This window comes from Solimonas fluminis (assembly GCF_002930645.1).
Taxonomy (GTDB): Bacteria; Pseudomonadota; Gammaproteobacteria; order Nevskiales; family Nevskiaceae; genus Solimonas_A; species Solimonas_A fluminis.
Map to the genome: position 1 here is coordinate 35,938 of NZ_PSNW01000018.1, position 21,994 is coordinate 57,931.

The 21,994-nt window shown below is 68.0% G+C and carries 23 protein-coding genes; 14 read left to right on the forward strand and 9 right to left on the reverse strand.

The genetic code is table 11. From position 1 onward, the window contains the following. Positions 1-2 precede the first annotated feature (2 nt). The 3 genes from C3942_RS21125 (at position 3) to C3942_RS21135 (ending at position 2,765) form a co-directional block, all read left to right on the forward strand. Entirely contained in the window at positions 3-347 is a 345-nt protein-coding gene (locus tag C3942_RS21125; protein ID WP_243393702.1) for a LapA family protein, read from the forward strand. Position 348: 1 nt separating this feature from the next. After that, a complete protein-coding gene (locus C3942_RS21130; protein WP_104232358.1) occupies positions 349-1,512 on the forward strand; it encodes a hypothetical protein in 1,164 nt (387 codons plus the stop codon). Between the two features lie 254 nt (positions 1,513-1,766). Next, positions 1,767-2,765, forward strand: coding sequence for an NAD-dependent epimerase/dehydratase family protein (locus C3942_RS21135; RefSeq protein ID WP_104232359.1), 999 nt, complete (start codon positions 1,767-1,769; stop codon positions 2,763-2,765). 31 nt (positions 2,766-2,796) lie between these two features. Here C3942_RS21135 and C3942_RS21140 read toward each other — a convergent pair whose 3' ends face one another. From C3942_RS21140 to C3942_RS21155, 4 genes are all read right to left on the reverse strand, one after another. Beyond that, positions 2,797-4,266 carry a M48 family metalloprotease gene (locus tag C3942_RS21140; protein WP_104232360.1) on the reverse strand — a complete coding sequence of 490 codons (1,470 nt, stop codon included), beginning with the start codon at positions 4,264-4,266 and terminating at the stop codon, positions 2,797-2,799. A gap of 88 nt (positions 4,267-4,354) precedes the next feature. After that, positions 4,355-5,242, reverse strand: a complete 888-nt coding sequence (gene asd / locus C3942_RS21145) for an archaetidylserine decarboxylase (protein ID WP_104232361.1) — start codon at positions 5,240-5,242, stop codon at positions 4,355-4,357. Then, positions 5,242-5,661, reverse strand: coding sequence for a copper chaperone PCu(A)C (locus C3942_RS21150; protein WP_104232362.1), 420 nt, complete (start codon positions 5,659-5,661; stop codon positions 5,242-5,244). Before C3942_RS21150 ends, asd (C3942_RS21145) begins: the two co-directional genes overlap by 1 nt. Beyond that, positions 5,661-6,278 (reverse strand): SCO family protein, encoded by a 618-nt coding sequence (locus tag C3942_RS21155; protein ID WP_104232363.1) that lies wholly within the window; start codon positions 6,276-6,278, stop codon positions 5,661-5,663. The genes C3942_RS21150 and C3942_RS21155 overlap by 1 nt, the downstream gene beginning before the upstream one ends. Before the next feature lie 73 nt (positions 6,279-6,351). On the opposite strand from C3942_RS21155, the gene prmB reads away from it, so the two are divergent. From prmB to C3942_RS21180, 5 genes are all read left to right on the forward strand, one after another. Further along, positions 6,352-7,254, forward strand: a complete 903-nt coding sequence (gene prmB, locus C3942_RS21160) for a 50S ribosomal protein L3 N(5)-glutamine methyltransferase (protein ID WP_104232364.1) — start codon at positions 6,352-6,354, stop codon at positions 7,252-7,254. 9 nt (positions 7,255-7,263) lie between these two features. Continuing rightward, the gene (aroC, locus tag C3942_RS21165) at positions 7,264-8,355 is read left to right on the forward strand and encodes a chorismate synthase (RefSeq protein ID WP_104232365.1); all 1,092 of its coding nucleotides are present in this window, start codon (positions 7,264-7,266) and stop codon (positions 8,353-8,355) included. 216 nt (positions 8,356-8,571) lie between these two features. After that, positions 8,572-8,802, forward strand: a complete 231-nt coding sequence (locus tag C3942_RS21170) for a hypothetical protein (RefSeq protein ID WP_133164390.1) — start codon at positions 8,572-8,574, stop codon at positions 8,800-8,802. A 115-nt stretch (positions 8,803-8,917) separates the two neighbouring features. Next, positions 8,918-10,234, forward strand: a complete 1,317-nt coding sequence (locus C3942_RS21175) for a hypothetical protein (RefSeq protein WP_104232367.1) — start codon at positions 8,918-8,920, stop codon at positions 10,232-10,234. 55 nt (positions 10,235-10,289) lie between these two features. Further along, positions 10,290-11,438, forward strand: coding sequence for an MFS transporter (locus C3942_RS21180; protein WP_104232368.1), 1,149 nt, complete (start codon positions 10,290-10,292; stop codon positions 11,436-11,438). Between the two features lie 2 nt (positions 11,439-11,440). On the opposite strand, the gene C3942_RS21185 is transcribed toward C3942_RS21180, so the two are convergent. After that, positions 11,441-11,809, reverse strand: a complete 369-nt coding sequence (locus C3942_RS21185; RefSeq protein ID WP_104232369.1) for a hypothetical protein — start codon at positions 11,807-11,809, stop codon at positions 11,441-11,443. Positions 11,810-11,908: 99 nt separating this feature from the next. Between C3942_RS21185 and C3942_RS21190 the strand changes: the two genes are divergently transcribed. Next, entirely contained in the window at positions 11,909-12,535 is a 627-nt protein-coding gene (locus tag C3942_RS21190) for a glutathione S-transferase family protein (protein ID WP_104232370.1), read from the forward strand. A gap of 10 nt (positions 12,536-12,545) precedes the next feature. On the opposite strand, the gene C3942_RS21195 is transcribed toward C3942_RS21190, so the two are convergent. The 3 genes from C3942_RS21195 to C3942_RS21205 all read right to left on the reverse strand — a co-directional run bounded on the left by C3942_RS21195 (position 12,546) and on the right by C3942_RS21205 (position 16,021). Further along, complete coding sequence (locus tag C3942_RS21195) at positions 12,546-12,920, reverse strand: hypothetical protein (protein WP_104232371.1); 375 nt, start codon at positions 12,918-12,920, stop codon at positions 12,546-12,548. Positions 12,921-13,223: 303 nt separating this feature from the next. Then, a complete protein-coding gene (locus C3942_RS21200) occupies positions 13,224-15,041 on the reverse strand; it encodes an acyl-CoA dehydrogenase C-terminal domain-containing protein (protein WP_104232372.1) in 1,818 nt (605 codons plus the stop codon). Between the two features lie 92 nt (positions 15,042-15,133). Continuing rightward, positions 15,134-16,021 (reverse strand): LysR family transcriptional regulator, encoded by an 888-nt coding sequence (locus tag C3942_RS21205; protein ID WP_104232373.1) that lies wholly within the window; start codon positions 16,019-16,021, stop codon positions 15,134-15,136. A 117-nt stretch (positions 16,022-16,138) separates the two neighbouring features. On the opposite strand from C3942_RS21205, the gene leuC reads away from it, so the two are divergent. The 5 genes from leuC (at position 16,139) to asd (C3942_RS21230) (ending at position 21,301) form a co-directional block, all read left to right on the forward strand. Then, entirely contained in the window at positions 16,139-17,542 is a 1,404-nt protein-coding gene (leuC, locus tag C3942_RS21210) for a 3-isopropylmalate dehydratase large subunit (RefSeq protein WP_104232374.1), read from the forward strand. Between the two features lie 16 nt (positions 17,543-17,558). Next, positions 17,559-18,176, forward strand: a complete 618-nt coding sequence (locus tag C3942_RS21215; RefSeq protein WP_104232375.1) for a GNAT family N-acetyltransferase — start codon at positions 17,559-17,561, stop codon at positions 18,174-18,176. Positions 18,177-18,187: 11 nt separating this feature from the next. Next, complete coding sequence (gene leuD / locus C3942_RS21220; RefSeq protein WP_104232376.1) at positions 18,188-18,826, forward strand: 3-isopropylmalate dehydratase small subunit; 639 nt, start codon at positions 18,188-18,190, stop codon at positions 18,824-18,826. Between the two features lie 134 nt (positions 18,827-18,960). After that, positions 18,961-20,037 carry a 3-isopropylmalate dehydrogenase gene (gene leuB / locus C3942_RS21225; RefSeq protein WP_104232377.1) on the forward strand — a complete coding sequence of 359 codons (1,077 nt, stop codon included), beginning with the start codon at positions 18,961-18,963 and terminating at the stop codon, positions 20,035-20,037. Positions 20,038-20,188: 151 nt separating this feature from the next. Next, positions 20,189-21,301: an aspartate-semialdehyde dehydrogenase gene (gene asd / locus C3942_RS21230; RefSeq protein ID WP_104232378.1), complete on the forward strand. Its 1,113-nt coding sequence runs from the start codon at positions 20,189-20,191 to the stop codon at positions 21,299-21,301. A 56-nt stretch (positions 21,302-21,357) separates the two neighbouring features. Here the strand turns inward: asd (C3942_RS21230) and C3942_RS21235 are convergent, their stop codons facing one another. Further along, complete coding sequence (locus C3942_RS21235) at positions 21,358-21,771, reverse strand: YbaN family protein (RefSeq protein WP_104232379.1); 414 nt, start codon at positions 21,769-21,771, stop codon at positions 21,358-21,360. Positions 21,772-21,994: the final 223 nt, after the last annotated feature.

Genomic DNA, 21,994 nt, shown 5'->3' on the forward strand with positions numbered 1-21,994 from the left:
TCGTGGCGTTCAAGCCGCCGGCCTCGCTGTTCTTCTTCGTGGTGATCCTGCCGGTGTTCGTGCTTGGCACCACCATCGGCTTCTTCAACAGCCAGAAGGTCGAGTTCAACTACCTGTTCGGCATGGTCGAGCTGCCGCTGATCGCGCTGCTGATCGCCGAGTTCGTGCTGGTGGCGCTGCTGACGCTGGGGGCGAGCTTCCTGCGCGTGTTCGGGCTCAAGGCCGAGATCCGCCGCCTGCGCAAGCAGCTGCGCGACAGCGAGACCGAGCTGCGCAACCTGCGCGCCCTGTCGGCGCCGCCTGCCAGCCCCGCCGCACCGCTGGCCGCTCCGCCCAAGGTTCCCTGACGTGATCGATGCCCTGTTCTCCTGGCTGCTGCTGCCGCTGGGATTCGCCCTCGGCTGGGCCCTGTCGCGCGGCTACCCGCACCAGGGACGGGCGATCACGCCGGAGAAGCTCGGCGGCCTGGTGACGCACCTGGTCAGCGACAACCCGGACGAGACGCTGGCGGCGCTGAGCGAGGCCGCCGAGATGGACAGCTCCGCGGCCGAGATGCACCTGACGCTGGGCAACCTGTTCCGCAAGCGCGGCGAGGTGGACCGGGCGCTGCACATCCACGAGGACCTGCTGGCGCGGCCCAACCTGCCGCCGGAACTGCGCAACCAGGCCCGCTTCGAGCTGGCCCAGGACTACCACAAGGCCGGCCTCATGGACCGCGCCGAGGAAATCTCGCTGGCGCTGGCAGCGGAGGGTCAGTACACCGTGCCGTCGCTGGAGCTGGTGCGCACGATCTACGAGCAGGGTCGTGACTGGGAGCAGGCGATCCGGATCTCGCGGCGCATCGAGTCCGCCAAGGGCGAGTCCAAGCGCGAGGTGATCGCGCAGTACTATTGCGAGCTGGCCGAAGAGGCACGGGCCCGCAAGGATGCCGCGGCGGCACTGGACCTGGCCGAACGTGCCGCGAGCGAGGATCCGTCCTGCATCCGGGCGCAGCTGCTGCTTGGCGCGCTGCAGGAGGCAGCGGGCGAGGGAGCGGAGGCCGCCAAGCACTATCGCCTGGCCTTCGAGCGCGATCCCCGCTTCCTGCCGGAGGTGATCGAACCGCTGCGCCGCTGCGCCGAGAAGACCGGCGACGCGGAGGCCTACCTGCTGTTCCTGCAGGACGCCAAGGAGATGTCGCCCAGCAGCCTGCCGATCCTGGCCGAGGCACACCTGATGCGCCAGGAGGGCCTGGAGGTGGCGGACTACCTGGCGCAGGGCCTGGAGACGCGCCCCGGGCGCGCCGTGCTGGCGGAATTCCTGGAGGTGCTGGAGCACCAGCCGGGCGTGGTTGCCGCGGGCCTGGACAAGCCGGCCGCGAGCCTGCGCAGCGCCATCCGCAAGCTGATGGAAACCACGCCGCGCTACCGTTGCAGCCACTGCGGCTTCAGCCCGCGCCAGCTGTTCTGGCAATGCCCCAGCTGCAAGCAGTGGGCGACCACCACCCCCATCGACGACGTCCTGAAATCCTGAATAGGCCTGCCGTGCGGGCCGATCTTGCATCCGCGATGCTCGCCGTACTTCTGTACGGCTGTGCGTCGCGGCCGCAACCTCGGCCTTGCTCGCGACGGCCTCTTCAGGATTTCGGCGAGTGACGGTTTCAACGCCGGTTCTTCACGCGAAGTAACTTCCGTATCCTGCTAATAAAACGGGCGTTTTTGACTCTGCGTCTTACTTCTGTCACCGTTGGGCGATCATAGTCGCCGCAAAGGCGCGGAGGAGAGCGGGTGGCAAGGACGGCATTCGTCACGGGCGCGACGGGCTTTGTCGGGCTGAACCTGGTCGAGGAACTGATCGACCAGGGCTGGGACGTCATTGCCATGCATCGGAGCCAGTCCGACATCTCGCCCCTGCAGCGCTACCCGCAGATCGAGCGTGTCTGCGGCGACGTCACCGATTCCCGCACGCTCAAGGGCCTCGTGCCGCGGCACGTGGACTGCGTCTTCCACGTGGCCGGCAATACCAGCCTGTGGTCGCGCTCGCATGCCGAGCAGATCAAGGTGAATGTCCGCGGCACCCGCAACATGGTGCGCGCCTCGCTGGAATCCGGCGCCAAGCGCTTCGTGCATACCTCCAGCGTGGTGGCCTACGGCCTGCACGGCGGCATCGTCACCGAGGACACGCCCACCCGCGGCAGCGCCGCGCCGGTCAACTACATCCGCAGCAAGGCGCTGGCGGAGCGCGAGGTGCACAAGGGCATCGCCAACGGGCTGCAGGCGGTGATGATCAATCCCTCCAACATCCTGGGCCGCTACGACACCGCCAACTGGTCGCGCATGTTCCGCCTGATCCAGCAGGGCCGGCTGCCGGGCGTGCCCGCCGGCGGCGGCAGCTTCTGCCATGCCCGCGAGGTGGCCCGCGCCCACGTGGCCGCGGCGGAGCGCGGCGCGGTGGCGCAGAACTACCTGCTGGGCGGGGCGCAGTCGAGCTACCTGGGGCTGGCGCGGGACGTGAGCCGGGTGATGGGCCTGCGCCGCCGCTTCTACCCGCTGCACCCGCGGCTGATGCACGGCTACGCCAAGCTGGAAGAGGTCTTTGCCCCGCTGTTCCGGCGCGAGCCGGAGATCACCGCCGAGACGGTGGTGCTGCTGTCGCAGAACATCTACTGCAGCAGCCGCAAGGCGCAGAACGAGCTGGGCTACAAGCCGCAGCAGATGGACGCCATGCTCAAGGATTGCTACGACTGGATGCTGACGGCGGGGTTGCTGAAGAAAGCACCCCGCTGAAGGAAGAAACGGACCCTGGAGGTCCGTTTTTTTACATCCGGTCGCGTTGCTCGCGCGGCGGCCGCCAGTTCTCCGGCAGCGTGTCGCGCACTTCCTGTCGCTTGGCGGCCAGGCGCGCACGTTCCTGCGGCGTCAGGTCGGGCAGGCGCAGGCCGGCGTCGAGCTGGGCGATGGCGTTGCCGGCGTCGCCGCGCAGGAACAGGTAGACGCCGGTCTGGTAGGAGGCCTCGGGCAGGTTGTCGAGCTCGCGCGCGGCCTGCGCCAGCAGGTTGTAGGTTTCCAGCTGCGTGCCCAGGGTCTGTTCGCGCGTGATCAGCAGCTGGCGTGCCTCGGCAGGCTTGCCGGCGGCCATCAGGGTGTCGGCGTACTCCAGCAGCGCCGGGGCATAGCGCGGATAGAGCTGCGTGGTGCGCGACAGCACGGCCAGCGCGGCGTCGTTCTTCTGCTGCAGCGCCAGGATGCGCGCCTGCAGCAGGTTCAGCGTCACATGGCGCGGGTACTTCTCCAGCAGCGGCGCGAGCACGCCGGCGGCGCTGTCGGCCTGGCCCTGCACCGACAGCGCCAGCGCCAGGCCGTAGCGGTTGGTCGGCGTGTCATGGCCGGCGGCCAGCTCGTTGCTGTAGTGATCCATTGCCTCGCTGGGGCGCTCGGCGGAGAGCACGCGGGCGCGGGCCTGCATCAGGCCGAACTCGATCGATTCCTTCAGCGAGACCCTGGGCATCTCCGCGGCGCGGCTGCGCGCCTCGGCGATACGGTTGGTGGTCAGCGGATGGGTGCGCAGTATCTCCGGCAGGCCGCTGCCGTAGAGGCGGGTCTGCTGCTCCAGCTTGGAGAAGAAGCCGGACATGCCGGCCGGGTCGAAGCCGGCGCGCGCCATGGTCTGGATGCCGATGCGGTCGGCCTCGAGTTCATGCGCACGGGTGTAGTTGACCTGGCGCTGGTAGTTCATCGCCTGGCCGACCGAGAGCGCGCCCACCACCACGTCGGGATCGGCGGAGCCGGCGATGATGGCGGCGATCACCGCCAGCCAGGTTGCGACGGTCGCGGCCTGCGTGTCTTCCTGGGTGCGCGCGATGTGACGCTGGGTGACGTGGGCCAGTTCGTGGCCCAGCACGCCGGCCACCTCGCTTTCGTTGCTGGCGGCGAGCATCAGGCCGGCATTGACGCCGATGTAGCCGCCGGGCAGGGCGAAGGCGTTGATGCGCGGGTCGCGGATCATGAAGAACGTCAGGTTCGGCGGCTTCGTCTGGCTGGCCGAGGCCAACCGCCAGCCGAGCGTCGAGATGTAGTCCTTCAGCTCCGGGTCTTCCAGCATGTAGTTGGCGCCGTAGAGCTGCGCCACCACCCGGCCGCCCAGGGCCTTCTCCTCCGAGGGCGAAAGCGCATTGTCCGCCGGCTCGCCGATCTGCGGCAGGTCCAGCGCCGCCGGCGATTCGGCCTGCGTGGCGGCGGCCGCCAGGAGGGCGGCGGCGGTGAGGCAGCTCAGGAGCGTTTTCTTCATGCGGCGGCGTTGCCAGGGCGATGACGGCAGTGTAGCCGCTTGGACGCGGCCCGCGTGCTTTGGTTCAGCCCCCGGGCCGGACTCCGGATCAGGCCCTGAACCGGGCGATGCGCTGACCCATGCGCAGGGGATTGCCCGGCGCCATGACCGGTTGCCAGTCCAGCATGCCCGGAGGGGTCAGCAGGATCACTGTGGAGCCCATGTTGAAGCGTCCCATTTCGGCCCCGCGATCCAGCGTCACCGGGTGGATTGGGTGGAAGTGCTCGATGCCGGAGCGCTTGTGCGGCGGGCTGATGCGGCCGGCCCAGACCGTCTCCATGGAGCCGACGAACAGCGCGCCGACCATGACCAGGGCGAAGGGGCCGCGTTCGGTATCGAACACGGCGCAGACGCGTTCGTTGCGGGCGAAGACCCCCGGCATGGCGCGGGCGGTGGCCGGGTTGACGCTGAACAGCCGTCCGGGGACATAGACCCAATGGCGCAGCGTGCCGGCCAGCGGCATGTGGATGCGGTGGTAGTTGTACGGTGCCAGGTAGATGGTGGTGAACTTGCCGCCGTTGAAGGGCGCGGCCAGTTCCTCGCTGCCGAGCAGCTCGGCGGCGCTGTACTCGTGGCCCTTGGCCTGGAAGATGCGGCCGTCCGGGATGTCGCCGGCCTGGCTGACCGTGCCGTCCACCGGGCTCAGCAGCGTCTGTGCATCCGGGTCCAGCACGCGGGCGCCGGACTTGAGGGCGCGCGTGAAGAAGTCGTTGAAGCTGGCGTAGTTCTCGGCCTGGACGTGCTGCGCCTCGGTCAGGTTGATGCGGTACAGCTTCATGAACTGGCGGATGAAGAGGTTCTTGAAGGTGCGCTGCTCGATGCGCGTCACCAGGTAGATCAGCCAGGACAGGAAGCGCGTCGGCAGGATCAGCTGCAGGCGGGCGAACAGCAGGTCGCCATGGCTGGCGTCGGTGTGGGGTTTGCCGCGGAGTTTCATCAGGGGGCTCGGATGGTGAATTCGGCGCTGGCGTGCCGGGTGCCGCACAGCAGGGTGATGGTGGCGTGGTCGCCGGCCTTCAGCGCGCGCTGCGGGCGGAACAGCATCAGGTGATAGTCGCCGGGTTGCAGCAGGGCTTGGCCGCGCGCGGGCACCTCGACGACCTGGTCGCGCAGCATGCGCGACATGCCGTTTTCCAGCGCGCTGCGGTGGATCTCGATGGCGCCGAAGTCCGGGCTGGTGGCGCCGTCGCAGCGCAGGGCCTCGGGCAGGCCGTTGTCGATGCGCACATAGCCGGCCATGGGGCCTTCGGACGGCGCCTCGCGGATCCAGGCATCGCCGAGCCGCAGCTCGCCCGGCGGCTGCCGGCAGGCGGCCAGGGCCAGCAGCGGCAGCAGGGCCAGAAGGACGGTACGCATCAGGGGGCCACCAGGGGCTTGAGGTCGGCCACCAGCCTGCCCGCCTCGAAGGGAGGCGTCAGGTAGGCGACGATCTGGCCCTGCGGATTGAGCAGGATCATCGAGGCCGAGTGATCCATCTGGTAGCTCTCCGGCGAGGCGCCCGGCACCTTGGCGTAGGCGATGCCGAGCGCGCGGGTGACGTCGGCCAGCTGCGGCTCGCCCACGGTGACGCCGACGAAGGCCGGGTCGAACTGGGCGATGTAGCTCTTCAGCCGTGCCGGGGTATCGCGCTCCGGATCCACCGACAGGAATACCACGTGCAGCGGCTGCTCGGGGCCGAGGCCGGCCTTGACCTGCTTGAGCAGGGCCAGGGTGGTGGGGCAGACGTCCGGGCAGTAGGTGAAGCCGGGGAACAGCAAGGTCCAGCGGCCGGCCAGGCTGGCGGCCGTGAAGGGCTGGCCGTCCTGGTCGGTCAGGGTGAAGGCGGGCAGGGCGCGCGGCTGCGGCAGCAGGGTGCCGGACTGCAGTTCGGCCGTGCCGCGGGGCTGGGAGAGGGTCACGGCGACCACCACGCCCAGCACGGCGGCGAGGGCGGCGATCATGCCGTACAGGACGGATTTATGGGCGTTGGCCATGATTTCAGGGTGTTATGAGGACGCGGCGCGTATAATTCGCGACTTTCCCGGATTATCCCACAGCCCGCCGCCCATGCCTTCCCCGTCCACCCAGACTTCCGTGCTGCGCAGCGTGCGCGACCTCGTGCGTTGGGGGGCGAGCCAGTTCAAGGCGAACGGCCTGTACTTCGGGCACGGTACGGACAACGCGCTGGACGAGGCGTTCCACCTGGTGCTCCATGCCCTGCACCTGCCGGCGGACCTGCCGACGGTGTACCTGGAAGCCGTGGTGACCGACGCCGAGCGAGCCGCCGTCCTCAAGCTGCTGCAGCAGCGCATCAAGACCCGCCAGCCGGCGGCCTACCTGATCGGCGAAATCCAGTTCTGCGGCCTGCCGTTCACGGTGGACGAGCGCGTGCTGGTGCCGCGCTCGCCGATCGGCGAACTGATCGAGCGCCGCTTCGCGCCCTGGCTGCAGCAGGAACCGCAGACCATCCTGGACCTCTGCGCCGGCAGCGGCTGCATCGGCATCGCCTGCGCCCACGCCTTCCCGGACGCCCAGGTGGACCTGGCCGAGCTGTCGCCCGGTGCGCTGGCCGTGTGCAAGGCCAACATCGAGCGGCATGACTGCGGGGAGCAGGTGCGTGCGCTGAAGTCCGACCTGTTCAGCGGCCTGGGCGAGATGCGCTACGACCTGATCGTCAGCAATCCGCCCTATGTGCCCGTCGCCGAGTGGAAGGCCCTGCCCGAGGAGTTCCACCAGGAACCGCGCATGGCCCTGGCCGCCGGCAAGGACGGCATGGACCTGGTGGCGCGCATCCTGGCCGAGGCACCCTCGCGCCTGGTCGAGGGCGGCTGGCTGGTCTGCGAGGTCGGCGGCAGCGTGCCCGAGTTCGAGGCGCGCTGGCCGCGCCTGCCGGTGACCTGGGTGGAGTTCGAACGCGGCGGCGACGGCGTGTTCATCATCTCGCGTGAAGACCTGATCGAGCATCTTTAAGACAAGAACATGTCTGGAAATACCTTCGGCAAGCTGTTCTGCGTGACCTCCTTCGGCGAGAGCCATGGCGCCGGCATCGGCTGCGTGGTCGACGGCTGCCCGCCGGGCCTGGAGCTGAGCGAGGCCGACATCCAGCCGGAACTGGACCGCCGCAAGCCCGGCACCAGCAAGTTCGTCACACAGCGCAAGGAAGAGGACAAGGTCGAGATCCTGTCCGGCGTGTTCGAGGGCAAGACCACCGGCACGCCGATCGCGCTGCTGATCCGCAACACCGACCAGCGCTCCTACGACTACGCCAAGATCCAGCAGGTGTTCCGCCCCAACCATGCGGACTACGCCTACATCCAGAAGTACGGCATCCGCGACCACCGCGGCGGCGGGCGCTCCTCGGCGCGCGAGACCGCCGTTCGCGTGGCCGCCGGCGCCATCGCCAAGAAATACCTGAAGCAGCGCCTGGGCATCCAGGTCCGCGGCTGCACCGAGCAGGTGGGCGACATCCACTGCGAGATCCGCGACTGGTCCGCGGTGTACGACAACCCCTTCTTCTGCGCCGACCCCGGCAAGATTCCCCAGCTGGAAACGCTGGTGGAAGGCTTGCGCGGCGAGGGCGACTCCATCGGCGCCAAGCTCTACGTGGAAGCCACCGGCGTGCCGCCGGGCCTGGGCGAGCCGGTCTACGACCGCCTGGACGCCGACATCGCCTTCGCGCTGATGTCGATCAACGCCGTCAAGGGCGTGGAGATCGGTGACGGCATGCGCGTGGCCGGCATGCGCGGCACCGAGCACCGCGACGAGATGACGCCGCAGGGCTTCCTCGCCAACCATTCCGGCGGCGTCGCCGGCGGCATCTCCACCGGCCAGACCATCTACGCGCGCTACGCCATCAAGCCCACGTCGAGCATCACCACGCCGGGCAAGTCGATCGACCAGGACGGCAATGCCGTGGACATGCGCACCACCGGCCGCCACGACCCCTGCGTGGGCCTGCGCGCGACGCCCATCGCCGAGGCGATGCTGGCGCTGGTGCTGATGGACCACTATCTCAGGCACCGCGCGCAGAATGCGGACGTGGTGCCGGCGACGCCGCGGATTCCGGGCTGATTCCCCTGTCCGTTCGTGCCGAGTAGCCTCGCGTGCGTATCGAGGCCAATCACTGCGGCATCTCGATACGCGCCGCTCCGCCGCGCTACTCGATGTGAACGGTTCGCAGGGGGTACTGGCGCCTGCGCCGCCACCCCTGTCCGCAGCGCCAAGGCCGGGATTTGCGGGCCGATGGCATGATCCCGCGCATTGCCAGAACAAGATCGCAGGAGAACCATGTCCTCTGAAGCCTCATTGCAGCGCCTGGCCGAATCGCTGGGCCGGCCGTCCTCCGAGTTCCAGGCCCTGGCCAGCCTGCCGCCCGCGCAGATCGACCTGCTGTCCAATGCCGTGGCGCAGACCCAGCAGCGCCAGCGCGAGGCGCTGGCCAAGGCCATCGAGGATGCGCTGGGCCATATCCCGATGCTGCTGCGCGGCCCGGTCAAGAAAGTGCTGGGGATCAAGTAATGAGGCGACTACCCATGCTGATCTCTGCTGATTTCCGGGGCGCCTCATTACTGCTCCGACTCCCGACGCCAAGATCCCCACTGACGTGGGGCCCCTCCACGCTGGTCGCGTAGCCATGTCCACCCTCGAAATCCGCGCCGAGATCATCAAGCTCTCCCGCGTGCTGGGCCTGAAGCCCGAGCAGCTGGAATTCCTCAGCCACACACCGGCCACCGATATCCGCCACCTGCGCGAAACCACGCACGAGTACCTGTTCAACCGCGGCCGCTCGCTGTTCCAGAAGCTGGCGGCCACCACCAAGCTGCTGCCTGGCAAGCTGACGGCCTTCATCGGCCAGAAGGCCTTCGCGCCGGTGTTCATCGCGCGCATCGCCGGCGAGATGCCGACGGACCGCGCGGTGGAGATCGCGCAGCGCATGGAGATTCCGTTCCTGGCCGACGTGACGCTGGAGCTGGACCCGCGCCGCGTGGGCGACATCATCCGCCAGATGCCGGTGGAGATCGTGCGCGACGTGGCGATGGAGCTGATCCGCCGCCGCGAGTACATCACCATGGGCCTGTTCGTCGGCTACCTCACCGACGAGGCCATCCGCCGGGTGATGGCGGCGATCACGGACGAAGAGCACCTGCTGCGCATCGGTCTGTTCATCGAGGCCAAGGACCAGGTGCCCAAGCTGATGCGCATGGTGCCCGACGAGCGTTTTCCGCGCTTCCTCAAGCTGGCGCAGGACGAGGGCAAGAACCTGTGGGCCGAGGCCCTGTCGCTGATGGCCTATGCCGATGGCGGCATGATGCGCAAGCTCGGCGACATGATGGCGGACGAAGGCGATGCCGCGCTGACGCGGCTGCTGCAGCGCAGCCAGGAGCAGGATCTCTGGGGTTCGATCCTGCCGGTGATCGCGCAGATGAGCCCGGAGAAGCAATCGCGCCTGGTGCACCTGGATGCGCTGGCCGATCCGCAGGTGCTCCAGAGCCTGTTCCGCACCGCGGAGGAGGACAACCTCTGGCGCCTGATGCTGCCGCTGGTGGCCGGCATGACCGAGGGCGAGATGGCGCAGACGGCTCGCGCCGCCGACCCGCAGAAGCTGCTGCGGCTGTTCCGGGCCGCCGAACAGGCCCACCTGGTGCCGAAGCTGCTGGGCCTGGTCGATCAGTTCAGCCCCGAGGAGCGCTCCTGGATGGCCACCATCGCCGCCGCGATGCCCGCCGAGCTGCAGGAGCGCTTTGCCGAGGAAGTGGACCAGGCGGGTCTCTGGGAGCCCTTGTTCGAGGTGGCCCGGGCGATTCCCACCGAGGGCCGTGCGGCGCTGGCGGACACGGTGCGGCGCATCGCCGGCCAGCGGCCGGAACTGGTCCGCAAGCTCGCCGGCCTGGCCGAATCGCGCGGACTGGGCGACCTGGTCGCGGCCGCCAGGGCTGCCGCAACGGGGTGAGCCTGTCGTCCCCGGGGGCGGCGTACAATGCCGCCCCCATGCATCCCCTCCTGCCATGAGCGCGCACGTCCCGGCCAAGCGGCTGGCAGGCTTCTACTTCTGGTACTTCGCCGCGATCGGCACGCTGATGCCCTTCACCGGCCTGTTCCTGCAGGAGCGGGGCTGCACGCCGGCGCAGATCGGCGCCATCGGCGGCCTGATGGCGCTGACCCGCATCGTCTCGCCCTATCTCTGGGGGCAGTACGCCGACCGTGACGCCCGCCGCATGGCGGCCATCCGCATCACCCTGGGCATGGGTTTGCTGGCCTTCGCTGCGGCGCAGCTCGCGCCGGGGTTCGCCTTGCTGGCGCTGTGCTTCTTCGTCTACGGCATGTTCAACAACGGCACCATGCCGCAGTTCGAGGTGGTGACCTTCAACCACCTCGGCGCCAATGCCGACCGCTACGGCCGCATCCGCCTGTGGGGCTCCATCGGATTCGTCGTTACCGTGATGGCGATGGGGCCGCTGTTCGAGCGCATCGGCGTGGGCTGGATGCCGCTGACCGTCGCCGGCCTGTTCGCGCTGTGCTGGCTGACCGGGCTGCGCATCCCCGAGGCGCCCATCGGGCCGCGTTCCGGCGCGGCGGAATCGGTGATGGGCGTGATGCGCCGGCCGGAGGTCATCGCCCTGCTGGTGGCCTGCCTGCTGTCGCAGATGAGCTTCGGCCCCTACTACAACTTCTTCAGCATCTGGCTGAAGGACCACGGCTACAACAAGTTCGAGATCGGCTTCCTGTGGGCCTTCGGCGTGGTGGCGGAGGTCGGCATCTTCTTCGTCATGCACCGCCTGCGCCGCTTCTGGAGCCTGCGCAGCATGATGCTCTGGGCCCTGGCCGGCACGGCGCTGCGCTGGTTCCTGCAGATGACCTTCATCGACAACATGCCCTGGATGACCGCGGTGCAGGCGCTGCACGCGGTGAGCTTCGCGCTCTACCATTTCGCCGCCGTGAGCCTGATCCAGCAGCTCTTCCCGGGGGCGATGCAGGGGCGCGGACAGGCGATCTACACCGGCCTCAGCTACGGCGTCGGCGGGGCCATCGGCGGCTTCGGCAGCGGCCTGCTGTGGGAGGTCCTGCATCCGGACCTGCTGTGGCTGGTATCGACGGGCGTGGCGTTGCTGGCCTGGCTGATCGCCTGGCGCGGGCTGCGCGACATCCGGGAGTAGCCTCAGGCGGGCGCCAGGTCCCCGGCGCGCCGCTGTACAGGTCCGACCGCCTGCGGATCGCGGCGGCGCTGGCGCAGCCGCTGCAGCAGCCAATCCTCGCGCCAGTGCTTCCAGTAGGGCTCGCGCTGTCCGTGCAGCTGGATGCCGCCTTCGATGGTCAGGTGATAGCGCTCGCGGCCTTCGCGCCGGTATGGCTTGAGCCATCCGCGCTCGCAGAAGTCTCCCAGGGCCAGGGCGAGGTCACGCTGGCGCAGGCCGGTGCGGCGCCAGACCAGTTCCAGCACCTGCGGCGAATAGTCGTCGGTGTAGCGCAGCGGTCCGGAGAGCTGGCGGGCCAGGGCGAGACTCAGGACGGTCGGGCTGATGCGCATGACGCGGCTCCGGTGGAGACGGCTTCAAGATACGGCTGACAGGGGCGGCGCAACAGGGACAAAATATCGCGCGATGGGGTGCATAACCTGGAGCGTGGCGTGCTGAAGGTCTACGGCGACATCTATTCGGGCAATTGCTACAAGCAGAAGCTGCTGCTGACGCAGCTCGGCATCGCTCATGACTGGGTACACCTGGACATCCTGAAGAAGGAAACCCGCACCCCGGAATTCCTGGCCCGGAATCCCAACGGCCGGGTGCCGGTACTGGAGCTGCCGGGCGGCGTGTTCCTGGCGGAGTCCAACGCCATCCTGCACTACCTGGCCGAGGGCACGCCGTTGCTGCCCGCCGACCGCCTGGACCATGCCCGGGTGCTGCAGTGGATGTTCTTCGAGCAGTACAGCCACGAGCCCTACATCGCCACATCGCGCTACATCATCCGCTATCTCGGCCGTCCGCCGGAGCAGGAGGCGCGCCTGCAGGAGCGTCATCCCGGCGGCCATGCCGCACTGGCGGTCATGGAGCGGCATCTGGCGGACCGCGACTGGTTCGTCGGCGAGGCCTACAGCATCGCGGACATCGCGCTGTATGCCTACACGCACGTGGCGCACGAGGGAGGGTTTGATCTGGCGGCCTATCCGGCCGTGCGGGCCTGGCTGGCGCGCACCGCCGCGCAGCCGGGTTATGCCAGCATGGACCAGTTCGACGCGGCGATCCGCGCCGGCTGAGCGCGGCCGGTCAGTGAGCCGGCGCCGGCATGGGGTCGGAGTCGCGGCGGTTGCTGCCGTCCTTGGACGGGATGCGGGCGCGCATGCGCAGTTGGGCCAGGGTGCGGTTGTCGCGCCAGCGGGTCCAGGGGAACCAGCGCGATTCGGCGATGGCCGCCTGGCCCGCGGTGGTCATGCGATAGCTGGCCTCGATCTCGTCGCCGTGCAGCTCCATGTAGCCTTCTCCGACGCAGTAGCGCAGCAGCTCGCGCAGGTCTTCCTGGCGCAGGCCCGTGCTGCGCCAGGTGGCCGAGAGCAGGGTCCAGGAGTAGTTGTGGGTGTAGGCCAGCGGTCCGGTAGTCAGGCTGGCGAGCGCGGCGAGCAGGGTACTGCGACGGATGTCCATGGCGGGCGGCCTCGTTGCAATCTGGTGAGGCTAGCGGCGGGAGCGGGACGGGGCTGGATAGAGAAAATGGCGGGGTGGGGTGTGGGAAAGTGGCTCCCCAACGGATAAGGCCCTGCCGGGTCAGGGCAGAGCCGGTCACTCAAGCCTGCAAATTCACGAGGCTGAGGATTCCCATGCGATGCGTGGAGCCACGCAAAGAAAAACCCCGCCGGGTTAGGGCGGGGTCAGTCAACTCAACCCGCAGACTCGCGACGCTAAGGATCCCCACGCAATGCGTGGGGCCCCTCCACGCCGTTCGTTGCTTTACTCAAAAACAAAGCTCTCCACCGGCAGTCGCAGCATGGATTTGCTGGGCTTAGTCATCGACTGGGCGTGGCCCTTGGCGCGCGGCAGGATGTGGTCGAAGTAGAACTTCGCCGTGGCGATCTTGGCCTTGTAGAACGCCGGCTCCTCGGCGCCGCCCTTGGAGAGCTTGTCGCTGGCCACCGCGGCCTGCAGGGCCCAGAAGTAGGCCATGGTCACGTAGCCCGAGTACATCAGGAAGTGATGGCTGGCGGAGCTGACCACTTCGCGGTCCTTGCGGGCCATCAGCATCACGCGCATGGTCAGCACGTTCCACTCGGCGGCGTACTTGGCCAGGGTGGTGGCGAAGTTGCGCAGGCGGGCGTCGCGCAGGTTGTCCACCGCGAACTTGGCGATCTGGCCGGTGAACTCGCGCACGGCCTTGCCGCGGGTCTGCAGCAGCACCTTGCGGCCCAGCAGGTCCAGGGCCTGGATGCCGGTGGTGCCTTCGTACAGCGTGGAGATGCGCGCGTCGCGGGCGATCTGCTCCATGCCGTGTTCCTTGATGTAGCCATGGCCGCCGAACACCTGGATGCCCTGGTTGGCCGCTTCCAGGCCCATCTCGGTCAGGAAGCCCTTGAGGATCGGCGTGAAGAAGCCCAGCTTGTCGTCCCACTCGTGGTACTTGGCCTGGTCGTTCTCGATGATGCCGTTGGTCATGTGGTCCGCCAGCTGCGCGGCGAAGTAGATCATCGCGCGGCCGCCTTCGGCGAAGCACTTCTGCGTCAGCAGCATGCGGCGCACGTCGGCATGATGGATCAGCGCGTCGGCGACCTTGTCCGGCTCCTGCTTGCCGCGCAGGGCGCGCATCGAGCGGCGGTCCTTGGCGTAGGCCAGCGCTCCCTGGAACGAGGCCTCGGCGTGGCAGATGCCCTGCACGGCGGTACCGATGCGGGCGGTGTTCATGAAGGTGAACATGGCTTCCAGGCCCTTGTTGGGCTTGGCGATCATGTAGCCGGTGGACTGCTCGAAGTTGATCACGGCCGTGGCGGAGGCCTTGATGCCCATCTTGTGCTCGATGGCGCTGCAGACCACGTTGTTGTGCTCGCCGACGCTGCCGTCGGCGTTGACGTTCATCTTGGGCACGATGAACAGCGAGATGCCCTTGGTGCCCGGGGGCGCGTCCGGCAGGCGCGCCAGCACGATGTGGATGATGTTCTCGGTCAGGTCATGCTCGCCGGCGGAGATGAAGATCTTGGTGCCGGTGATCTTGTAGCTGCCGTCCAGCTGCGGCTCGGCCTTGGTCTTGACCTGGCCGAGGTCGGTGCCGCACTGCGGCTCGGTGAGGCACATGGTGCCGGTCCAGCGGCCCTCGGTCAGCGGCGGCATGTAGATCGCCTTCAGCTCCTCGGAGGCGTGCTGCATGACGGTGTTCATGGCGCCCAGCGAAAGGCCCGGGTACATGGTGAACGACCAGTTGGCCGTACCCATCATCTCGGACTTCAGCAGGCCCAGCGACATCGGCATGCCCTGGCCGCCGAACTCGGTCGGGTGCGACAGGCCCTGCCAGCCGCCCTGCACGAACTGCTCGTAGGCCTCCTTGAAGCCCTTGGGCGTGGTGACCTTGCCGTTCTCGAAGTGGCAGCCTTCCTGGTCGCCGGAGAGGTTCAGCGGGGCCAGCACCTCTTCGCAGAACTTGGCGGCTTCGCCCAGGATCGCGTCGCAGGTCTCGGGGTCTGCATCCTTGCCGTTGGAGAGGCCGGCGTAGTGAGCGGGGTAGTCGAACACCTCGTTCATCAGGAAGCGCATGTCGCGCAGCGGAGCTTTGTAGGCAGGCATGGAAAGTCCTCGTCACCGAGCTAAATAAGTGGGCGTATTCTGAACACCCATTGACCCGGGAGACATTGGCCGCAGGAACAGTAAACAACTGTTCAGGGGGCCATACGGCCCCGTATGTCGGATTCCAGGCTGCCCAGCAGGGCCAGGCCCGCGCCGGACAGGGTGCGGCGCTCGTGCCAGACGGCGCCCAGTTCACGATGCAGGGCCAGCTGCGGGATCGGCAGGCGGCGGATGCTGCCGTCGATCATCGAGTCCGGCAGCACGCTCCAGCCCAGGCCGATGCCCACCAGCATCTTCAGGGTTTCCAGGTAATTGGTGGCCAGGCGGATGCGCGGCACCAGGCCGTGCTGCTGCAGGGCGCGGGTGACGATGCGGTGGGTATAGGTGGCCTCGTCCGGCAGCACTGCCGGGTGGCCGGCGAGGTCCTGCAGGCGGGCGCGGGGCTTGTCCAGCAGGGGGTGGCCGGGAGCGACCACGACCGACAAGGGGTCGTCCCAGACGGCGCGCTGCTGCAAGTGCGGCAGCGGCTGGGTGGGCAGGGTGACGATGCCCAGCTCCAGCTTGCCCGCCAGCACGGCCTGGCAGGCCACCTCGGAGTCCATGAAATGGATGTCCAGGTCCACTTCCGGGTACTGCTGGGTGAAAGCGCGCAGTACCGGCGGCAGGCGGTGCAGGCCGATGTGGTGGCTGGTGCCGATCGACAGGCGCCCGGCCACCTTCTCATGCAGGTGGGAGAGCGCCCGCCTCCCATCTTCAAGGTCTTGCAGCACCTTCTTCGCGTAGGGGAGCAGGGTGCGGCCGGCGTCGGTCAGGCTCACCTGTCGGCCCACGCGGTCGAACAGGGGCTGGCCGACCTGTTCCTCCAGGGCGGTGATGCGCTTGCTCACCGCCGGCTGGGACAGGTGCAGGGCTTCGGCGGCTTGGGTGAAGGAGCCGGACTCGGCGACGGCGATGAAGGTGGTGAGGTTCTGGGTGTCCATGGTCGAATTCCCATATGGAATGGACTGGATGAAAACGATTCATTGGAGTTATTGATAACACGCTCCTAGAATGCGCGCCATTCGCAAGACCAAGCTTCGGGAATTTGAGGTCCAGCCATGGCAAAAACCCTGTACGAAAAGATTTGGGACGCCCATGTGGTCGCCGACCAGGGCGACAACTCCGCCCTGATCTACATCGACCGCCACCTGGTGCACGAGGTGACCAGCCCACAGGCCTTCGACGGCCTGCGCATGAACCGCCGCAAGCCCTGGCGCCTGAATGCCAACCTGGCCGTGGCCGATCACAACGTGCCGACCACCGCCGACCGCGTGCAGGGCATCAAGGACCCGATCTCGCGCGCCCAGGTCGATGCGCTGGACGCCAACTGCGCGGAGTACGGCATCACCGAATTCCGCATGACCGATCACCGCCAGGGCATCGTCCACGTGGTGGGCCCGGAGCAGGGCGCCACCCTGCCGGGCATGACCGTGGTCTGCGGCGACTCGCACACCTCCACGCACGGTGCCTTCGGCGCGCTGGCCTTCGGCATCGGGACCTCCGAGGTCGAGCACACGCTGGCCACGCAGACGCTGGTACTGAAGAAGGCCAAGACCATGCTGATCCGCGTCAACGGCCATGTGGGCCCGGGCGTCACGGCCAAGGACATCACGCTGGCGATCATCGGCCGCATCGGCACCGCCGGCGGCACCGGCCATGTCATCGAGTACGCCGGCGAGGCGATCGAGGACCTGAGCATGGAAGGCCGCATGACCCTGTGCAACATGGCGATCGAGGGCGGCGCGCGCGCCGGCCTGGTGGCCGTGGACGACAAGACCATCGCCTACGTCAAGGGCCGCCCCTACGCGCCGAAGCCGGAGCAATGGGACGCCGCCGTGGCCAACTGGAAGCAGCTGCGCAGCGACCCGGGCGCGAAGTTCGACGCCGTGGTGGAGCTGGACGCCAGGAGCATCGAGCCGCAGGTCAGCTGGGGCACTTCGCCCGAGATGGTGGGCCCGGTCTCGGCGCGCGTCCCCGATCCGGCGAAGGAAGCCGATCCGGTCAAGCGCAACGGCATGGAGAAGGCGCTGGCCTACATGGGCCTGGCTGCCAACACGCCGATCGAGCAGATCAGCATCGACAAGGTGTTCATCGGCTCCTGCACCAACTCGCGCATCGAGGACCTGCGCGCCGCTGCCGCGGTCGTGAAGGGCAAGCGCAAGGCCGCGAACGTGAAGCTGGCGCTGGTGGTGCCGGGCTCAGGCCTGGTGAAGGCGCAGGCCGAAAGCGAAGGCCTGGACAAGGTCTTCACCGAGGCGGGCTTCGAGTGGCGCGAGCCGGGCTGCTCCATGTGCCTGGCGATGAACGCCGACCGGCTGGAGCCGGGCGAGCGCTGCGCCTCGACCAGCAACCGCAACTTCGAAAGCCGCCAGGGGCAGGGAGGGCGTACCCACCTGGTGAGCCCGGCGATGGCGGCGGCGGCGGGTATCGCCGGCCACTTCGTCGACGTGCGCTCGCTGTAGGCATGGAAGCGGCACGATGAGCCTGGGTTTCAGGCCGGCGCGGGCGGAGGACGCGGAGGCCGCGGCGCCGCTGGTGTACAGCGCCGGGCCCGAGGCCTTCGACTACATGCTGCGTGCGGCGGGGCGCGGGGCGCTGGATTTCCTGCGCTATGCCTTTGCCCAGGGCGGCGGGTTCCAGGGCCATCGCAACCACTGGGTGGCGGAGCGGGAAGGGCGCGTGGTGGGCGTGGGCGCCTTCTACGGGCAGCGCGACGAAGGACGGCTGACGCTGGGATTGATGCGGCAGGTGCTGTCGTTCTACCCGCTGCCGGCGGCCTTCGGCGTGATCCGGCGCGGCCTGGAACTGTCGCCGATGATGAAACCGCTGACGCCGGAGATGCTGTACGTGGCGAATTTCGGCGTGGCGCCGGAATGCCGCGGCCAGGGTATCGGCGCGAGGATGCTGAATTTCCAGATGGCGCAGGCGCGCCAGCGCGGCTTTCAGCTCTATGCACTGGACGTGGCGGTGACCAATCCCCGCGCCCAGAAGCTGTACGAGGGAATCGGATTCAGGTTCGTGCGCGAGCGCCGCTTCCGCGGCGACCGTGCACGTTCACCGGTGCCGGATTGCCGGCGCCTGGAAATGAAGTTGTAAGGAAGACAGACATGAAGGCATTTACGCAGGTCATTTCTCACGTGGCGCCGCTGGACCGTCCCAACGTGGACACCGATGCGATCATCCCCAAGCAGTACCTGAAGTCGATCCGGCGCACGGGCTTCGGCCCCTTCCTGTTCGACGACTGGCGCTACCTGGATCCGGGCACGCTGGAAGTGGACCCGGCGACGCGCCGCCCGAACCCGGAGTTCGTGCTCAACGAGCCGAAGCATGCCGGCGCGCAGGTGCTGATCGCGCGCGACAACTTCGGCTGCGGCTCCTCGCGCGAGCACGCGGTATGGGCGCTGGACGACTACGGCTTCCGCGCCGTGATCGCGCCGAGCTTCGCCGATATCTTCTTCTCCAACTGCTTCAAGAACGGCGTCCTGCCGGTGACGCTGCAGGCCGAGGAAGTGCAGGCGATCTTCGAGGCGGTGGCGGCGGATGCGGCGGCCAAGGTCACCATCGACCTGCCGGCGCAGGAAGTGCGCCTGCCGGACGGCCGCGTGTTCCGCTTCCAGATCAATCCTCACCACAAGCACAACATGGTCAACGGCCTGGACGAGATCGGCCTGACGCTGCAGCAGGCCGATGCGATCAGGGCCTACGAGGCGAAGCGCCGCGCGGAAGCGCCCTGGCTGTTCAACTGAAGCCCGCACCGTTCGCCCTGATCCTGAGCTTGTCGAAGGATCGAAGGGTGAACGGTGGCCAATGGACCATTCATGGTTCGCCAGGCTCACCACGAACGGTCTGAGATGGCCGTGAACATAGCGAATAGAGAGAAATGAACAAGAAGATCCTGATTCTCCCTGGCGACTACATCGGCACCGAGATCATGGCGGAAGCCGTGAAGGTGCTGGAGCTGCTGAAGGCCGAGGGCGAGAAGATCGAATGGTCCTTCGGCCATCTCGGCGGTGCCGCCTATGATGCGGAGGGCCATCCGTATCCGCCGTCCACCCAGAAGGCGGCCTGCGAGGCCGATGCCATCCTGATGGGCGCCGTCGGCGGCCCCAAGTACGACAGCCTGCCGCGCGCCGTGCGCCCGGAGCAGGGCATCCTGGGCATCCGCAAGGATCTCGGCCTGTTCGCCAACCTGCGTCCCGCGTTGGCCTATGAGGAACTGGCGGCCGCATCCTCGTTCAAGCCCGAGGTCATCGCCGGGCTGGACATCCTGATCCTGCGCGAACTGACCGGCGACATCTACTTCGGCCAGCCGCGCGGCCGCCGCAGCAACGCCGAGGGCGCCGAGGAAGGCTACGACACGATGCACTACAGCCGCCCGGAGGTGGAGCGCATCGCGCATGTCGCGTTCCAGGCGGCGCAGAAGCGCAACAAGCGCCTTTGCTCGGTGGACAAGGAGAACGTGCTGGAGACCTCGCGCCTGTGGCGCGAGGTGGTGATCGAGGTGGGCAAGCAGTACCCGGACGTCGCGCTGAGCCACATGTACGTGGACAACGCCGCGATGCAGCTGGTGAAGAATCCCAAGCAGTTCGACGTGATCGTCACCGGCAACATCTTCGGCGACATCCTGTCGGACGAGGCCTCGATGCTGGCGGGTTCCATCGGCATGCTGCCCTCGGCATCTCTGGACGTGAACAACAAGGGGCTGTACGAGCCGATCCACGGCAGCGCGCCGGACATCGCCGGGCAGGGCAAGGCCAACCCGCTGGCGACGATCCTGTCGGTGGGCATGATGTTCCGCTACACGTTCAACCGTGCCGACCTCGCCGATCGCATCGATGCCGCGGTGAAGCAGGTGCTGCGGCAGGGCAAGCGTACCGGCGACATCGCGCAGCCGGGCGAGAGGATCATCGGCACGAAGGAAATGGGCGACGCGGTCGTGGCCGCGCTGAAGAAGTAACAACCAACAGAACCTCTCCCGCGTGCGGGAGAGAGGCAGGGGAGAAGGTTTCTGTAATTCCTGAAGGTTTTACGGAAACCCTCTCCCGGCCCTGTCGGGCCACCCTCTCCCGCAAGCGCGAGGGGGATAGCAACGGATTGAGGATTGTGAGATGAAGAAGCTGGGTATGGTGGGTTGGCGCGGCATGGTCGGCTCGGTGCTGATGCAGCGCATGCAGGAAGAGAACGACTTCGCGCTGGTGGAGTCGCATTTCTTCAGCACCTCGAGCGCCGGCGGGCCGGGCCCGAAGGTGGGCGGCAAGGACACTCCGCCGCTGAAGGATGCCAACAGCATCGAGGCGCTCAAGGCGATGGACGTGATCATCACCTGCCAGGGCGGTGACTACACCAACGAGATCTACCCGAAGCTGCGCGCCAGCGGCTGGGACGGCTACTGGATCGACGCGGCCTCGGCGCTGCGCATGAAGGACGACGCCGTCATCATCCTGGATCCGGTGAACCGCGGCGTGATCGATGCGGCGCTGGCCCAGGGCGTGAAGAACTACATCGGCGGCAACTGCACCAACAGCATCCTGCTGATGGGCGTGGGCGGCCTGTTCCGCGAGGGACTGGTGGAGTGGGTCAGCTCGATGACCTACCAGGCGGCTTCCGGCGGCGGCGCCAACCACATGCGCGAGCTGCTCAAGGGCATGGGCGTGATCAACGCCGCCGTGGCCGAGGAACTGGCGACCCCGGCTTCGGCGATCCTCGACATCGACCGCAAGGTGGCGCAGTCCATCCGCAGCGACGTGCCCACCGAGTTCTTCGGCGCGCCGCTGGCCGGCGGCCTGATCCCCTGGATCGACTCCCAGCTCGACAACGGCCAGTCCAAGGAGGAATGGAAGGGCCAGGCGGAGGTCAACAAGATCCTCGGCAACGACAAGCCGATCCCGGTGGACGGCCTCTGCGTGCGCATCGGCGCGATGCGCTGCCACAGCCTGGCGCTGACCCTCAAGCTCAAGCGCGACCTGCCGCTGGCCGAGATCGAGTCGATCATCAAGAGCGGCAACGACTGGGTGAAGTGGGTGCCGAACGACAAGCCGGTCACCGTCAAGGAGCTGACCCCGGCCTCGATCACCGGCGGGCTGAAAGTGGGCGTGGGCCGCGTGCGCAAGCTCAACCTCGGCCCCGAATACGTGTCGGCCTTCGTGATCGGCGACCAGCTGCTGTGGGGTGCCGCGGAACCGCTGCGCCGCATGCTGAGGATCGTGCTCGGCAAGCTCTGAGGGGTTTGCGGGCCCAGGGGCCCCGCCGGTGCGGACCGGCGGGGCCCCTGCCGTTTTCAGGAGGCCCGCGGCGGCTCGGGCCGATGCCAGAGCCAGGCCAGCACCAGGGCCATCAGTCCGGTGATGGCCTCGGCCAGCCAGGGCTTCCTGGCGGTGAGGAACAGGACCAGGGCGCAGATCGCCATCATCACCGTGGCGCTCCACTTGGCGCGGCGGCTGACGCTGCGGGTCTCCCGCCAGTTGCGGATCATCGGCCCGAACAGGCGATGGCCTTCCAGCCAGGCCGAGAAGCGCGGCGAACTGCGCGCCGCGGCCCAGCCGGCCATCAGGATGAAGACCGTGGTCGGCAGCCCGGGCACGAAGATGCCGATCACCCCCAGCGCCACGCACAGCGCAGCGAAGGTCATCAGCAGATAGCGCAGCGGTGCCGCTAGCGCGGGCCGGGCTGCAGGGGAGGCGGGCTCGCTCATGCCGTCGCGAGCCGCGTGTGGGGATGATCCCATGGGCTTCGGTGATGGTCGAAGGTCATCGCCCGCGGATCACGGGCGGCGGCGAGCGGCCGCCCGGGCGGCAAATCGGGAAGTGAAGTCTCGCCATGGACAGCATCATGCTGCCATGCTCGCACAAGGCGGCGGCATCCGGGCGTCGAGAGTCGACGCAGGCCTGAGCGGGTGCGGCGGGAGCGGTCGGCTG

Excerpts from the sequence above, each read along its gene's own strand:
- C3942_RS21140 (WP_104232360.1), bottom strand. The coding sequence starts at position 4,266 with ATGAAGAAAACGCTCCTGAGCTGCCTCACCGCCGCCGCCCTCCTGGCG.
- asd (WP_104232361.1), bottom strand. The coding sequence starts at position 5,242 with ATGAAACTCCGCGGCAAACCCCACACCGACGCCAGCCATGGCGACCTG.
- C3942_RS21150 (WP_104232362.1), bottom strand. The coding sequence starts at position 5,661 with ATGCGTACCGTCCTTCTGGCCCTGCTGCCGCTGCTGGCCCTGGCCGCC.
- C3942_RS21155 (WP_104232363.1), bottom strand. The coding sequence starts at position 6,278 with ATGGCCAACGCCCATAAATCCGTCCTGTACGGCATGATCGCCGCCCTC.
- prmB (WP_104232364.1), top strand. The coding sequence starts at position 6,352 with ATGCCTTCCCCGTCCACCCAGACTTCCGTGCTGCGCAGCGTGCGCGAC.
- aroC (WP_104232365.1), top strand. The coding sequence starts at position 7,264 with ATGTCTGGAAATACCTTCGGCAAGCTGTTCTGCGTGACCTCCTTCGGC.
- C3942_RS21170 (WP_133164390.1), top strand. The coding sequence starts at position 8,572 with ATGTCCTCTGAAGCCTCATTGCAGCGCCTGGCCGAATCGCTGGGCCGG.
- C3942_RS21175 (WP_104232367.1), top strand. The coding sequence starts at position 8,918 with ATGTCCACCCTCGAAATCCGCGCCGAGATCATCAAGCTCTCCCGCGTG.
- C3942_RS21180 (WP_104232368.1), top strand. The coding sequence starts at position 10,290 with ATGAGCGCGCACGTCCCGGCCAAGCGGCTGGCAGGCTTCTACTTCTGG.
- C3942_RS21185 (WP_104232369.1), bottom strand. The coding sequence starts at position 11,809 with ATGCGCATCAGCCCGACCGTCCTGAGTCTCGCCCTGGCCCGCCAGCTC.
- C3942_RS21195 (WP_104232371.1), bottom strand. The coding sequence starts at position 12,920 with ATGGACATCCGTCGCAGTACCCTGCTCGCCGCGCTCGCCAGCCTGACT.
- C3942_RS21200 (WP_104232372.1), bottom strand. The coding sequence starts at position 15,041 with ATGCCTGCCTACAAAGCTCCGCTGCGCGACATGCGCTTCCTGATGAAC.
- C3942_RS21205 (WP_104232373.1), bottom strand. The coding sequence starts at position 16,021 with ATGGACACCCAGAACCTCACCACCTTCATCGCCGTCGCCGAGTCCGGC.
- leuC (WP_104232374.1), top strand. The coding sequence starts at position 16,139 with ATGGCAAAAACCCTGTACGAAAAGATTTGGGACGCCCATGTGGTCGCC.
- C3942_RS21215 (WP_104232375.1), top strand. The coding sequence starts at position 17,559 with ATGAGCCTGGGTTTCAGGCCGGCGCGGGCGGAGGACGCGGAGGCCGCG.
- leuD (WP_104232376.1), top strand. The coding sequence starts at position 18,188 with ATGAAGGCATTTACGCAGGTCATTTCTCACGTGGCGCCGCTGGACCGT.
- leuB (WP_104232377.1), top strand. The coding sequence starts at position 18,961 with ATGAACAAGAAGATCCTGATTCTCCCTGGCGACTACATCGGCACCGAG.
- asd (WP_104232378.1), top strand. The coding sequence starts at position 20,189 with ATGAAGAAGCTGGGTATGGTGGGTTGGCGCGGCATGGTCGGCTCGGTG.
- C3942_RS21235 (WP_104232379.1), bottom strand. The coding sequence starts at position 21,771 with ATGAGCGAGCCCGCCTCCCCTGCAGCCCGGCCCGCGCTAGCGGCACCG.